Below are 12,594 nucleotides of genomic sequence, written 5' to 3'. Positions count from 1 at the left end.
CTGTCAGCGGCTTTTGCTCAAGGCAGTTCCAGCCCTCCGGCTGCCTTGTGCAATTTGCGTAAATGTTCGCCAACCTGCTTCAGGTTGGCTTCATTCTCCGCCATCTCGGCTGCCCGGGCCGGGTCCAGCAGGGCTCTGACTTCCTTGTCCAGATCGCCGGTCAGCACCTGAAGCTGTTTCTGCCGAAGGCTGCTTTCCGATTCCAGGCGCTGCCACTCGCTTGGCTGCGGCAATCCGTAACCGCCAGTACCCAGCAATTCCGCCGGCCGGCTTAGAAAACCGCTGTTGGCAAGAATCTGCTGCAGCGTGGCGTTGGCCTTGTCCATGCCGCCGTTCTTCAATTCACGCGCGCCCAGATAGCGTTGCTTGACCTCATCCTGCGCCAGCACCAGTTGTTGCCGGAACGCTGCCTGCTCGAGCAGCAGCAGGGCGGCACTGGTGCGCAGGTCCGCCTGGTCGATCCACTGGCGCCGCTCTGTAGCCTTGATCGCCAGCCAGTCCTCGACGTTCTCCTGCTTGATTGGCAAATGCTTTTTCAGCACCTCGAACATCGCCTGGTAGCGGTCGCGGAACGAGTCGAAGCGATAGCCCATGCGCAAGGCCTCGCGCGGATCATCAAGGACGCTGGTATCGGCCAGCCCGCGACCCTTGAGCACTTCCAGCAACCCATTGGGCATGATGCTGTCCAGGCCCACCAATTGCTTGTTGTTGGTGCCACTGCGTAGCAGTTTCAGCCCTTCCACTGCACAGTTGTTGGACAGGAAGAAGTAGTTGCCGTCGTAACTCCAATGCATCTCGGCCGCGTGCTCGACCACTTCTTCGATCTCTTTGCGCGACAGGGTCAGCGGGATCGAGGCCAGGCTGCGCAACTCGGTCTTGGTGTATTCGTCGATGACTTGGGCCAGCGGCAGTACGAACAGGCGTGACGGATACTTCCCGACCAGCCCGTCCCAGCTCGACAGTTGCACGTCGCCGACGAAGGCGCGGTATGACAGCACCAGGTGTTGATCAAGATCCAGGCGGCAATCCGGCCCCCGCGGTCGACCGGGCGCGCAGATCACCAGGCGCAACATGCTGTGGCCCCAGCGGCTGACCCAATTCTGGTTGGCCTCGGCCAGCAGGTAGTCGACGGCGTAAACCCGTTCCGGGTCTACCTGACCCAGGGGTTGCTTGGCGAAATCGTTGCCTGCATTGAGGAAGGCGAAAGATTTGGCGCAGGTCTCCTTGGCGGCGGGGGCCCAGCCAAAGTGCTCCTTGTAATAGCGATACAGCGCCGGGCGACGGCAGGCGTAGCTCGGGTCGAGGAGGAAATACTCCATGTTGACCGCAACGAACTCCTTGGGACTGGAGATCTCGTACAGATCCGGGCTGCGGGCGATCTGCCGATTGTGTTGTTCACGCTCACCACGCCGGCCGACGTATTGCTGCCAGCCGGCAAGGTCAAGCAGGCGAGGGTCATCGCTGAGAGTGAAGCGGCGACCGTTCTGACCACGGCACTCGTCGGGTATACCGACCAGACCGGCGCTGTTGCTGCGTCGGGTGCAGCGCTGGATCAGCGTACGTTCGGCGGCTGGCCACAGGCGTGCGCGGTCATAAATGTGGGTGATTTCATGCAACACCGTGGCGAGCAGTTCCTGACGCACAGTGCCGTGGGGACGATTGGTTTTTTCTTTGGCTGCACTGCCGTCGGTGAGCCCGGCGAGCAATTTACGGTTCAGATCGAGTTCGGCGACCAGGGTGGCCTGGCCATAGGCATTGCTGGGCATGTCGTCGGTCCAGCCGACATCGATGCGCCGGTCCAGGCGCTCGATGAAACTCGGCGGCAGTTTCTGCATGGCCTCATCGATCAGCGCCTGACTGGCCTGTTGTTGAGCCGGACTCAAACCGTCGGTCTTGAGCCGCAGTTGCAGGCCGGCGTGGGCGCTGTTGCCAAGCAGCAACAACGCCCCGGCCAGTAGCCAGGCGCCGAGTGACTTCACAGCGCGAGAATGGCTTCGGCGAGCACCTGATCACTGGCGTCGCGTGCTTCCGGCACGCGAGTGCGCAAGGTGTTGAGCGCGGCTTCCAAGTGGGCGCCTCGGATATCACCGTTGCTGGCGACGAAACTGGCAGCGTCGTCGTGAGCTTCGCGGATGATTTTCGAATCGCGGATCGACGTGGTGGTGTCGGAGGTGAAATCGATAGTGCGCTGGGAGGCACGAACGATGATGTTACTGGTGGCTACCAGGGTGTGCGCCTGGGCCACATCGGCCAACAAAAACAGGCCGAGGGCGGCAGCAATCAGCGGGCTACGCATGGAACGACTCCGGAAGGGCAAGGGTAACTGGGGACAGGATGACTATTGGACGAGAATTGCCTGCGCCAGTTCAAGGTCGCTTGCATGAAGTTTTGGCCGTGTATGACGCAGATAAACCAGTGCTGACTCCAAGCGCGCGCCAAGCAATGCTCCATCGGTGGCGAGGAAGGCGGCAGCGTCATCCTGTGCTGCGAGCAGTAGCTTACGGTCGAAGGGGGCCGAGGTCACCATGCTCGTGGCATAGCCGCTGGCGACGATGCCCTGGGTGGACAGATTGAAGGCGTCGTAGGCTTGGGCAGATCCCGACCAGCCGATGGCCATTAATACCGGAGTGATCAACAGATTTGAAAGAAAACGCATGAGGCTCGATAGTTGGAAAACGAGTCCGAAGGCTAGCGTAATGCCTGTTTTAGAGCCAGCGCTGAAACAATGGGACACGACTTGCGCGCCCCATGGCAATCATCCGAGTCAGATGGTCAGAATAGCCTGAGCCAGCTGTGCATCGGTTGCTTGTAACTGTGGTGCCTGATGGCGAATGTGATCCAGCGCGCTTTCCAGCTTCACGCCACGGATTTCGCCTTCGCTGGCTACGAAGCTGGCAGCGTCGTCACGGGCGGCACGGACGATTTTGTCGTCACGGAAGGAGGAGGTGACGTCGGAAGTCGCGTCGGACGAGGATTTCAGCGCACCGACAACGGCGTCGGTGGTAACGATGAAGCTGGTGGCGTGGGAATTGGCAGCCACGGCGAGCAGGGCTGCAGCGCTGAGCAGACGAAGACGGGACATGGTGTAACTCCTTAAAATGAACCGGATTGGGAGGTGGCTTGTTTAGTGGGACGTCTGTTTTGCAGCATTCGCCACGTTCTCCCCGGATATTAGGCCGGGGTGGGCCGGTTCGAACAGTCCAACACCGAAGAAACCTTGCGTAGGCGCTTCCGAAGGTAGCGATTTATGGATCTTTGTTTCGCCACGCCAACGTCAAAAAATCGCAGCCTTAGGCAGCTCCTGCGGAACTGTACTTGCAGTATTCACTGCTTAAACAACTGTACTGGTTGAGTTTTTCAGGGGCCTGAAACGACAAAACCCGTCGTGGTTTCCCACGACGGGTTTTGTATTTTCAATTCGGGTTGCTGGCGGTGGGTCTAACGACCAGAGCCAGCGACGCTACTTAGCGCCAGAACGGCTTGCTCAGCTCTTCGTAGCGTTGTGCTTCGCTGATACCGGCGTCAGCCAGCAGACGCGAATCCAGACGAGCCAGTTGGTGGCGGCTGGAGATGCGGCGCTGCCACAACATCAGGTTGGCGATAACGCGCAGAGGCAGGGAAGCCTGGGTGTTTACAGCTTTGTCTTCGAAGAACAGTTCGGAACTGAGTGTACGTTCCATGGTTGACATCCTTCCGCTTGTGGCGGGATCAGGTAGTGGTTTGACTGGTGCCCATGATCCTCTCGTTTGCCTAGTCTCTCTAGATACAGTTCAACTGTATTGTGAGTGACCAGTTAACTGTTTAAAGACGGTGTACGGGTCAAAATTGAGCAAACTGTACCTATCTGCACTTAAGTGGTGCATTTGTGCTTGAGTGGAGGGGTTTTGTAGGCAATTGCTGTAAGAATCGACCGGTACAGCAGTACAGTTTTTGTCGTTAAGACGGTTTGCGAAAATCCGCTGGAGCAAACTGTGTTTGCCCCAGCGGATTATCTGTGCGAGTTACACCGCCAACATGCGCCCGGTTTCTTCCAGGTTGATGTGCCAGCTCAACGCCTCACGCAGGATGTGCGGGGTGTGACCACCGATTGCACAAGCCGCCGTGAAGTAATCGTTCAAAGCCTGGCGGTAGTCCGGGTGCACACAGTTGTCGATGATCACCCGGGCACGTTCGCGTGGCGCCAGACCACGCAGGTCGGCCAGCCCCACTTCGGTCACGAGAATGTCGACGTCATGTTCGGTGTGGTCAACGTGGCTGACCATCGGCACCACGCTGGAAATCGCGCCACCCTTGGCAATCGACTTGGTCACGAACACCGCCAGGTGCGCGTTACGCGCGAAGTCACCGGAGCCGCCGATGCCGTTCATCATCCGCGTGCCGCAGACGTGGGTGGAGTTGACGTTGCCGTAGATGTCGAACTCCAGCGCCGTGTTGATGCCGATGATGCCCAGACGACGCACCACTTCCGGGTGGTTGGAGATCTCCTGCGGGCGCAGCACCAGTTTGTCTTTGTACTTTTCCAGATTGCCGAACACGTCACTGTTACGGCGCTCCGACAGGGTGATCGAGCTGCCCGAAGCAAAGCTCAGCTTGCCGGCGTCGATCAGGTCGAAGGTCGAGTCCTGCAGCACTTCGGAGTACATGGTCAGGTCTTCGAACGGCGACTCGATCAGGCCGCACATCACCGCGTTGGCGATATTGCCGATCCCGGCCTGCAGCGGGCCGAGCTTGTTGGTCATGCGCCCGGCGTCGACTTCCTGCTTGAAGAAGGTGATCAGGTGATCGGCGATGGCATTGGTATCAGCGTCCGGCGACGACACGGTGGACGGCGAATCAGGCTGCTGAGTGATGACGATGGCAACGATCTTTTCCGGTGGAATAGGAATCGCAGTGCTACCGATGCGGTCGTCGACTTTTACCAGCGGGATCGGCGTGCGCGTCGGGCGGTAGGTCGGGATATAGATGTCATGCAGGCCTTCGAGGTTGGCGTTGTGCGCCAGGTTAATCTCGACGATGACCTGTTTGGCGAAAATCGCGAAGCTCGCCGAGTTGCCCACCGACGTGGTCGGCACGATGTGGCCTTGTTCCGTGATGGCCACGGCTTCGATCACCGCGATGTCCGGCAGCTTCAGTTGTTGGTTGCGCAGTTGCTCGACGGTTTCCGACAAGTGCTGGTCGATGAACATCACTTCGCCGGCGTTGATCGCCTTGCGCAAGGTGCTGTCGACCTGGAACGGCATGCGTCGCGACAGCACGCCGGCTTCGGTCAGTTGCTTGTCGAGGTCGTTGCCCAGGCTGGCGCCGGTCATCAGGCTGATCTTCAGCGGCGTGACCTTGGCCCGCTCGGCCAGTGCGTGAGGGACGGCTTTGGCTTCGCCGGCACGGGTGAAACCGCTCATGCCGACGGTCATGCCGTCCTCAATCAGAGCGGCTGCGTCGGCGGCGCTCATCACTTTGTCCAACAACGAAGGCAGGCGAATACGGTCACGGTACATGGATTATTATCTCGGGAAGCGAGTAGCAGGATGCGCAGTCTAGTGATTTCCAGAAAAATCCTCCCGCTACCATGGTCGAATGCAGACCGCTGATTTAGAGCCTTTGGTCGGGTTGGCGGGGATTTTTACAGGCAATAAAAAACCCCAGCCTACTAAAGGCTGAGGTTTTGGGTATTGCGCTGGAGCAGGTTTTACTCGACCGCTTTGACCATGTCTTCGATGACTTTCTTCGCGTCGCCGAAGACCATCATGGTCTTGTCCAGGTAGAACAGTTCGTTGTCCAGACCGGCATAGCCGCTTGCCATCGAGCGCTTGTTGACGATGATGGTCTTGGCCTTGAACGCTTCGAGAATCGGCATGCCGGCAATCGGCGATTTCGGATCGTTCTTCGCGGCCGGGTTGACCACGTCGTTTGCGCCGAGCACCAGCACCACGTCGGCCTGACCGAACTCGGAGTTGATGTCTTCCATCTCGAACACTTGGTCGTAGGGCACTTCGGCCTCGGCCAGCAGGACGTTCATGTGCCCTGGCATACGCCCCGCGACCGGGTGAATCGCATATTTCACGGTCACGCCACGGTGGGTCAGCTTCTCAGTCAGCTCTTTCAGCGCATGCTGCGCACGCGCTACCGCCAGGCCGTAACCCGGCACGATGATCACGGTGTCGGCGTTGGTCAGCAGGAAGGTCGCGTCGTCAGCCGAGCCGGATTTCACCGGACGGGCCTCTTTCGCACCGGCCGGACCAGCGTCGGCCGTGTTGCCGAAACCGCCGAGCAGTACATTAAAGAAGGAACGGTTCATCGCCTTGCACATGATGTACGAGAGGATTGCACCGGACGAACCCACCAGCGAGCCGGCGATGATCAGCATCGAGTTGTTCAGCGAGAAACCGATACCTGCCGCCGCCCAGCCCGAATAGCTGTTGAGCATCGACACTACCACCGGCATGTCCGCGCCACCGATCGGGATGATGATCAGCACGCCCAGGACGAAAGCCAGGGCCAGCATCAGTGCGAAGGCACCGAGGTTGCCGGTGAGCATGAAAGTCAGGCCGAGTGCCAGCGTCGCCAGACCCAGCAGCGCATTCAGTTTGTGCTGACCGGTGAATTGTACTGGTGCGCCCTGGAACAGACGAAACTTGTACTTGCCCGAGAGCTTGCCGAAGGCGATCACCGAACCAGAGAAGGTAATCGCACCGATCGCAGCACCGAGGAATAACTCCAGACGGTTACCCGTAGGGATCGAGTCGCCCAGTTGCTTGACGATGCCCAGCGATTGCGGCTCAACCACAGCAGCAATGGCAATGAACACTGCCGCGAGACCGATCATGCTGTGCATGAACGCGACCAGTTCCGGCATCTTGGTCATTTCAACGCGCTTGGCCATGATCGAACCGGCAGTGCCGCCGATCAGCAGGCCGACGATGACGTAACCGATACCAGCAGTAGCGAGTTCAGCGCCGAGCTTATAGATGAGGCCGACTGTAGTGAGGATCGCCAGGCCCATGCCGAGCATGCCGAACAGGTTGCCGCGCCGCGACGTAGTCGGGTGCGACAGGCCTTTGAGGGCCTGGATAAAGCAGATCGACGCGATCAGGTAGAGCGTCGTGACGAGATTCATGCTCATTACTTCGGCGCCTCTTCTTTTACTTTCGGGGCTTTCTTCTTGAACATCTCAAGCATGCGGCGGGTGACCAGGAAACCACCGAACACGTTGACCGCTGCCAGTGCCACAGCGAGAGTGCCCATGGTTTTGCCCAGCGGCGTAACGGTCAGTGCGGCGGCGAGCATGGCGCCGACGATCACGATCGCGGAAATGGCGTTGGTCACTGCCATCAACGGCGTGTGCAGTGCAGGTGTAACGTTCCAGACCACGTGGTAACCGACATAAATCGCCAGCACGAAGATGATCAGGTTGTAGATACCGGGGGAGATAAGCTCTTCCATCGTCTGAATCCCTGCTTAGGCGTTTTTGCGGATGACTTGGCCGTCGCGGCACATCAGGCACGCGGCGACGATGTCGTCTTCGAGGTTGACGTCGAACTGGCCTTCTTTAGTGAAAACCAGCTTGAGGAAGTCCAGCAGGTTGCGCGCATACAGTGCCGAAGCGTCTGCAGCGACTTCGCCGGCCAGATTGGTCGGGCCGCAAATGGTCACGCCATTCTCGACCACGACCTGATCGGCTACGGTCAGCGGGCAGTTGCCACCCTGAGCCGCCGCGAGGTCGATGACCACCGAACCCGGCTTCATCTGCGCCACGGTCTCTGCGCTCAACAGCGTCGGCGCCTTGCGACCCGGAATCAGTGCCGTGGTGATGACAATGTCAGCCTGCTTGGCGCGCTCGTGCACGGCCTGGGCCTGACGCTGCATCCAGCTCGCCGGCATTGGCCGCGCGTAACCGCCGACACCGACCGCGCATTCACGCTCTTCATCGGTCTCGTAAGGCACGTCGACGAACTTGGCACCGAGGGATTCAATCTGTTCCTTCACTGCCGGACGCACGTCGGACGCTTCGATCACCGCTCCCAGACGTTTCGCCGTGGCAATCGCCTGCAATCCGGCCACGCCCGCGCCGAGAATCAGCACGCGCGCCGCTTTCACGGTGCCCGCAGCCGTCATCAGCATCGGCATGAAGCGCGGATAGTGGTGAGCGGCCAGCAACACAGCCTTATAGCCGGCAATGTTCGCCTGCGACGACAACACATCGAGACTCTGCGCCCGCGAGGTGCGCGGCGCCGCTTCGAGGGCGAACGCGGTAATGCCGCACTCGGCCATCTTCGCGATGGTTTCGTTGTTGAACGGGTTGAGCATGCCAACCAGCACCGTACCGCGCTTGATCAGCGGCAGTTCGGCATCGCTGGGGGCGACCACTTTGAGAATCAGCTCGGCGCCAAACGCGTCATTGGCACTGCCAATGGTTGCGCCTGCCGCTTCATAGGCACTGTCGACCACACTGGCTTTAACGCCGGCGCCGGTTTGCACAGTGACCTTATGACCTTGGCCGATCAGCTTTTTAATGGTTTCCGGGGTTGCAGCAACCCGTGTTTCACCGGTCTGGGTTTCGAGAGGAACACCAATGTGCACGTCAAATCTCCTGCGTGATCTTATTGAGTAAACCCATGCACTACGGATGGTGCGACTGGGGCGGCCGATCAGCACGATCCCGCCAAATCAGGGCGGGGCGCGGCATTTTGCAGGCGAACTTTATGCCCTTCAAGGGATTATGACGGGTGACGGAAAATTAACTACAAGTCATCCCGTGACCGAATGTCGCAAGCATTCGACCCCAGCCCTTGTTAATCGGGGTCTGCAGGGAATTTTTGAAAGATTCTGGATTTTGCGCATGAGTCAGGTGAATGAGCAGTTATCGCTAGGTAATACCGGCTCAAAGCCACGGTGGCACAAGCTTGTGGCACGATTGTGCTCCCTTCAAGTACAGTCGCTGAATATGCGACAAATACTTATATCTGTAGTGCTTTAATTTTTCTGACTACGAGGTCAGTTAAGGCTGTAAGCCTTTATCCTTCTAGGCTGTAGCTCTGCGCCTGATTTACCAACCAGTCGCGAAATGCCTTCAGAGATGCCGATTCCACTTTTCGCTCAGGAATCATCAGGTAATAGGCCTTGATGCTGGAGAGCGCTTGCGGGTTGGCAATCACCAAGCGTTTCTCGGCCAGTTCACGCTGAATCAGGAACGGTGGAATCAGCGCAATCCCCATGTCGTGCATGGCCGCTTGGGCGAGCATGGAGAATAGCTCGTAGCGCGGACCTGTCATGTCGCGGGGGATATTCAGGTGTTGCGAGTTGAACCACTGGCGCCAGGCATAGGGACGAGTGGTCTGTTGCAGCAGTGGACACTCTGCGATTTGGTCGGGTGTCAGCGAATCCTGGTGTCCAAGCAGGTGCGGGCTGCACACCGGCATCGGATTCTCGCCCATCAGCCTGTGGGATTCAGTACCCGACCAATCGGCATCGCCGAAGTAGATCGCCGCGTCGAATTCGGTATCGGCAAACAGAAAGGGGCGGGTGCGGTTAGTCAGGTTGACCGTGACTTCCGGGTGCTGGAGCTGGAAATCCTTGAGACGTGGGAGCAGCCATTGGGTGCCAAATGTCGGCACCACCGCGAGTTCGATGACGTTGGTGCCTTGCTGGCCCATTACTGACAAGGTATCGCGCTCAACCGCGTCCAGCTGAGTGGCCACTCGCCGGCTGTAGGAAAGCCCGGCTTCGGTCAGTTTCACTCCGCGGCGAGAGCGTCGGAACAGTTCGACACTCAGGAACTCCTCGAGGCTGGCGATCTGTCGGCAAATGGCGCCCTGCGTCAGCGAAAGCTCCTGGGCTGCCTTGGTAAAGCTCTCGTGGCGCGCAGCCGCTTCAAAGCTGATCAAGGCGGTTGTACTGGGGATCTTTCTGCGCATGTACCTCAACCTCACTAATCCATCGCATGATTCGACTTTGGCGATGTTACGGAGTGAGAAATTAGCACAACAGTATGCAAAATCCTCGTTTGCCCTTGCGCTTGAGCAGGCCTAGGATCAGTCCACGTTATTTGATGCCTTTCGAGAGGACTTGCTCATGGGCGGTAAAGCTAGCTTCAACTGGATCGATCCCCTGCTGCTGGATCAACAGCTCACTGAAGAAGAACGCATGATTCGCGATACCGCCGAGCAATTCGCTCAGCAGAAGCTGGCGCCGCGTGTTCTGGAAGCTTTCCGTCATGAGAAGACTGATCCGGCGATATTCCGCGAAATGGGCGAAGTCGGTCTGTTGGGCGCAACCATCCCAGAGCAATACGGTGGCAGCGGGCTCAACTACGTCAGCTACGGTCTGATTGCTCGTGAAGTGGAGCGTGTCGACTCCGGCTACCGTTCGATGATGAGCGTGCAATCTTCGTTGGTGATGGTGCCGATCAACGAATTCGGTACCGAAGCCCAGAAACAGAAATACTTGCCGAAACTGGCTTCCGGCGAGTGGATCGGCTGCTTCGGCCTGACCGAGCCTAATCACGGTTCCGACCCGGGCGCGATGATCACCCGTGCACGCAAAGTCGATGGCGGTTACAGCCTGACTGGCGCGAAGATGTGGATCACCAACAGCCCGATCGCCGATGTGTTCGTGGTCTGGGCCAAGGACGATGCCGGCGATATCCGCGGTTTTGTACTCGAGAAGGGCTGGAAAGGCCTGAGCGCACCGGCAATTCACGGCAAGGTAGGCCTGCGGGCATCGATCACCGGCGAAATCGTCATGGACAACGTGTTTGTTCCTGAAGAGAACATCTTCCCGGACGTGCGCGGCTTGAAAGGTCCGTTCACCTGCCTCAACTCCGCCCGCTACGGCATTTCCTGGGGCGCGCTGGGTGCCGCCGAGTTCTGCTGGCACACCGCTCGCCAGTACACGCTGGATCGTCAGCAATTCGGTCGACCATTGGCCGCCACTCAGTTGATCCAGAAAAAACTGGCCGACATGCAGACCGAGATCACCCTGGCATTGCAAGGCTGTCTGCGTCTGGGTCGTATGAAAGACGAAGGCACTGCAGCGGTCGAGATCACCTCAATGATGAAGCGCAACTCCTGCGGCAAGTCCCTGGATATCGCGCGCATGGCTCGCGACATGCTGGGCGGCAACGGTATCTCCGATGAATTCGGCGTTGCACGGCACCTGGTCAACCTGGAAGTGGTAAATACCTACGAAGGCACGCATGACGTTCACGCGCTGATACTTGGTCGCGCCCAGACTGGCCTGCAGGCGTTCTACTAATAGGAGAACGGCCATGGGCGCGCTTTCGCATCTGCGGGTACTGGATTTATCACGCGTGCTGGCCGGACCCTGGTCCGGGCAGATCCTCGCTGACCTTGGCGCTGAAGTGATCAAGGTCGAGCGCCCGGGCAATGGTGATGACACGCGCGCCTGGGGCCCGCCCTTCCTTAAAGACGCTTATGGCGAGAATACGACAGAGGCGGCTTATTACCTGTCGGCCAACCGCAACAAGCAATCGGTGACCATCGACTTCACCCGCCCTGAAGGGCAGAAGCTGGTGCGCGAGCTGGCGGCGAAGTCGGACATCCTCATCGAGAACTTCAAGGTCGGTGGCCTGGCGGCATATGGATTGGATTATGAGTCGCTGAAGGCAATCAATCCGGATCTGATTTACTGCTCGATTACCGGATTCGGCCAGACCGGGCCCTATGCCAAGCGCGCTGGATACGATTTCATGATCCAGGGGCTTGGTGGCTTGATGAGCCTGACCGGGCGACCTGAGGGCGATGAGGGCGCGGGGCCGGTGAAGGTTGGCGTCGCCCTGACGGACATACTGACGGGGCTGTATTCGACCGTCGCGATTCTGGCAGCGCTGGCGCATCGGGATCACAGTGGCGGCGGCCAGCACATTGATATGGCGTTGCTGGATGTCCAGGTGGCCTGTCTGGCTAACCAGGCAATGAACTACTTGACGACCGGTATTGCACCCAAGCGCCTGGGCAATGCCCATCCAAACATCGTGCCTTACCAGGATTTCCCTACGGCGGATGGTGATTTCATCCTTACCGTGGGTAACGATGGGCAGTTCCGCAAGTTTGCCGAGGTGGCGGGTCAGCCACAGTGGGCTGACGATCCGCGGTTCGCTACCAACAAGTTGCGGGTGGCCAATCGTGCTGAGCTGATTCCTCTCATTCGCCAGGCGACCGTATTCAAGACAACCGCCGAGTGGGTGTTGCAGCTCGAGCAGGCGGGCGTGCCCTGCGGGCCAATCAACGACCTGGCGCAAATGTTTGCCGACCCCCAGGTGAAGGCGCGAGGGCTGGCGATTGAACTGCCCCATGCGCTCGCTGGCATGGTGTCGCAAGTGGCGAGTCCGATTCGCCTGTCCGAGACACCGGTGGAATACCGTAATGCGCCGCCTTTGTTGGGAGAGCACACGCTGGAGGTGCTGCAGCGGGTGTTGGGCCTGGATGCTGGTGCGGTGGCCGCCTTCAAGGAAGCCGGGGTGCTTTAAGTTGTTCCTTCTATATAGAGGTGCACTTTATATAGAAGGAAAGACGCGTTTCCGGCCCTTTCCTAACTAATTGATGGAAAAGCAGAATTTACGCTTGACGGCAGATTTCA

General features: G+C 58.9%; 12 protein-coding genes. 2 read left to right on the top strand and 10 right to left on the bottom strand.

Features of this window, described 5'->3' with window-relative positions; translation table 11 throughout:
- Positions 1-17: 17 nt before the first annotated feature.
- The 10 genes from JFT80_RS05435 to JFT80_RS05390 form a co-directional block, all read right to left on the bottom strand.
- Positions 18-1,979, bottom strand: coding sequence for a DUF4105 domain-containing protein (locus tag JFT80_RS05435; RefSeq protein WP_201147181.1), 1,962 nt, complete (start codon positions 1,977-1,979; stop codon positions 18-20).
- Positions 1,976-2,296 carry a DUF2388 domain-containing protein gene (locus tag JFT80_RS05430; RefSeq protein WP_034152281.1) on the bottom strand — a complete coding sequence of 107 codons (321 nt, stop codon included), beginning with the start codon at positions 2,294-2,296 and terminating at the stop codon, positions 1,976-1,978. The genes JFT80_RS05435 and JFT80_RS05430 overlap by 4 nt, the downstream gene beginning before the upstream one ends.
- A gap of 42 nt (positions 2,297-2,338) precedes the next feature.
- Positions 2,339-2,656, bottom strand: coding sequence for a DUF2388 domain-containing protein (locus JFT80_RS05425; RefSeq protein WP_122840841.1), 318 nt, complete (start codon positions 2,654-2,656; stop codon positions 2,339-2,341).
- A 108-nt stretch (positions 2,657-2,764) separates the two neighbouring features.
- Positions 2,765-3,082 (bottom strand): DUF2388 domain-containing protein, encoded by a 318-nt coding sequence (locus JFT80_RS05420; RefSeq protein WP_201147180.1) that lies wholly within the window; start codon positions 3,080-3,082, stop codon positions 2,765-2,767.
- A gap of 382 nt (positions 3,083-3,464) precedes the next feature.
- Positions 3,465-3,680, bottom strand: coding sequence for a DUF1127 domain-containing protein (locus tag JFT80_RS05415; RefSeq protein ID WP_007911656.1), 216 nt, complete (start codon positions 3,678-3,680; stop codon positions 3,465-3,467).
- A 321-nt stretch (positions 3,681-4,001) separates the two neighbouring features.
- A complete protein-coding gene (locus tag JFT80_RS05410; protein ID WP_201147179.1) occupies positions 4,002-5,495 on the bottom strand; it encodes an acetyl-CoA hydrolase/transferase family protein in 1,494 nt (497 codons plus the stop codon).
- 191 nt (positions 5,496-5,686) lie between these two features.
- Positions 5,687-7,120 (bottom strand): NAD(P)(+) transhydrogenase (Re/Si-specific) subunit beta, encoded by a 1,434-nt coding sequence (locus JFT80_RS05405; RefSeq protein ID WP_201147178.1) that lies wholly within the window; start codon positions 7,118-7,120, stop codon positions 5,687-5,689.
- Positions 7,120-7,440 (bottom strand): NAD(P) transhydrogenase subunit alpha, encoded by a 321-nt coding sequence (locus tag JFT80_RS05400; protein WP_003187417.1) that lies wholly within the window; start codon positions 7,438-7,440, stop codon positions 7,120-7,122. Before JFT80_RS05400 ends, JFT80_RS05405 begins: the two co-directional genes overlap by 1 nt.
- Positions 7,441-7,455: 15 nt before the next feature.
- Positions 7,456-8,577 (bottom strand): Re/Si-specific NAD(P)(+) transhydrogenase subunit alpha, encoded by a 1,122-nt coding sequence (locus tag JFT80_RS05395; protein WP_201147177.1) that lies wholly within the window; start codon positions 8,575-8,577, stop codon positions 7,456-7,458.
- A gap of 434 nt (positions 8,578-9,011) precedes the next feature.
- A complete protein-coding gene (locus JFT80_RS05390; protein ID WP_201147176.1) occupies positions 9,012-9,911 on the bottom strand; it encodes a LysR family transcriptional regulator in 900 nt (299 codons plus the stop codon).
- 157 nt (positions 9,912-10,068) lie between these two features.
- Between JFT80_RS05390 and JFT80_RS05385 the strand changes: the two genes are divergently transcribed.
- Entirely contained in the window at positions 10,069-11,250 is a 1,182-nt protein-coding gene (locus JFT80_RS05385; protein ID WP_201147175.1) for an acyl-CoA dehydrogenase, read from the top strand.
- Positions 11,251-11,263: 13 nt separating this feature from the next.
- On the top strand, positions 11,264-12,484 hold the full coding sequence (locus JFT80_RS05380) for a CaiB/BaiF CoA-transferase family protein (RefSeq protein WP_201147174.1): 1,221 nt from the start codon (positions 11,264-11,266) through the stop codon (positions 12,482-12,484).
- Positions 12,485-12,594 lie beyond the last annotated feature (110 nt).

The sequence above is a fragment of the Pseudomonas sp. TH10 genome, assembly GCF_016651255.1.
Taxonomy (GTDB): domain Bacteria; phylum Pseudomonadota; class Gammaproteobacteria; order Pseudomonadales; family Pseudomonadaceae; genus Aquipseudomonas.
Note: the sequence above shows the minus strand (reverse complement) of the source record. Positions and strands in the feature narration are given on the sequence as shown.

Excerpts from the sequence above, each read along its gene's own strand:
- JFT80_RS05430 (WP_034152281.1), bottom strand. The coding sequence starts at position 2,296 with ATGCGTAGCCCGCTGATTGCTGCCGCCCTCGGCCTGTTTTTGTTGGCC.
- JFT80_RS05425 (WP_122840841.1), bottom strand. The coding sequence starts at position 2,656 with ATGCGTTTTCTTTCAAATCTGTTGATCACTCCGGTATTAATGGCCATC.
- JFT80_RS05420 (WP_201147180.1), bottom strand. The coding sequence starts at position 3,082 with ATGTCCCGTCTTCGTCTGCTCAGCGCTGCAGCCCTGCTCGCCGTGGCT.
- JFT80_RS05415 (WP_007911656.1), bottom strand. The coding sequence starts at position 3,680 with ATGGAACGTACACTCAGTTCCGAACTGTTCTTCGAAGACAAAGCTGTA.
- JFT80_RS05410 (WP_201147179.1), bottom strand. The coding sequence starts at position 5,495 with ATGTACCGTGACCGTATTCGCCTGCCTTCGTTGTTGGACAAAGTGATG.
- JFT80_RS05405 (WP_201147178.1), bottom strand. The coding sequence starts at position 7,120 with ATGAGCATGAATCTCGTCACGACGCTCTACCTGATCGCGTCGATCTGC.
- JFT80_RS05400 (WP_003187417.1), bottom strand. The coding sequence starts at position 7,440 with ATGGAAGAGCTTATCTCCCCCGGTATCTACAACCTGATCATCTTCGTG.
- JFT80_RS05390 (WP_201147176.1), bottom strand. The coding sequence starts at position 9,911 with ATGCGCAGAAAGATCCCCAGTACAACCGCCTTGATCAGCTTTGAAGCG.
- JFT80_RS05385 (WP_201147175.1), top strand. The coding sequence starts at position 10,069 with ATGGGCGGTAAAGCTAGCTTCAACTGGATCGATCCCCTGCTGCTGGAT.
- JFT80_RS05380 (WP_201147174.1), top strand. The coding sequence starts at position 11,264 with ATGGGCGCGCTTTCGCATCTGCGGGTACTGGATTTATCACGCGTGCTG.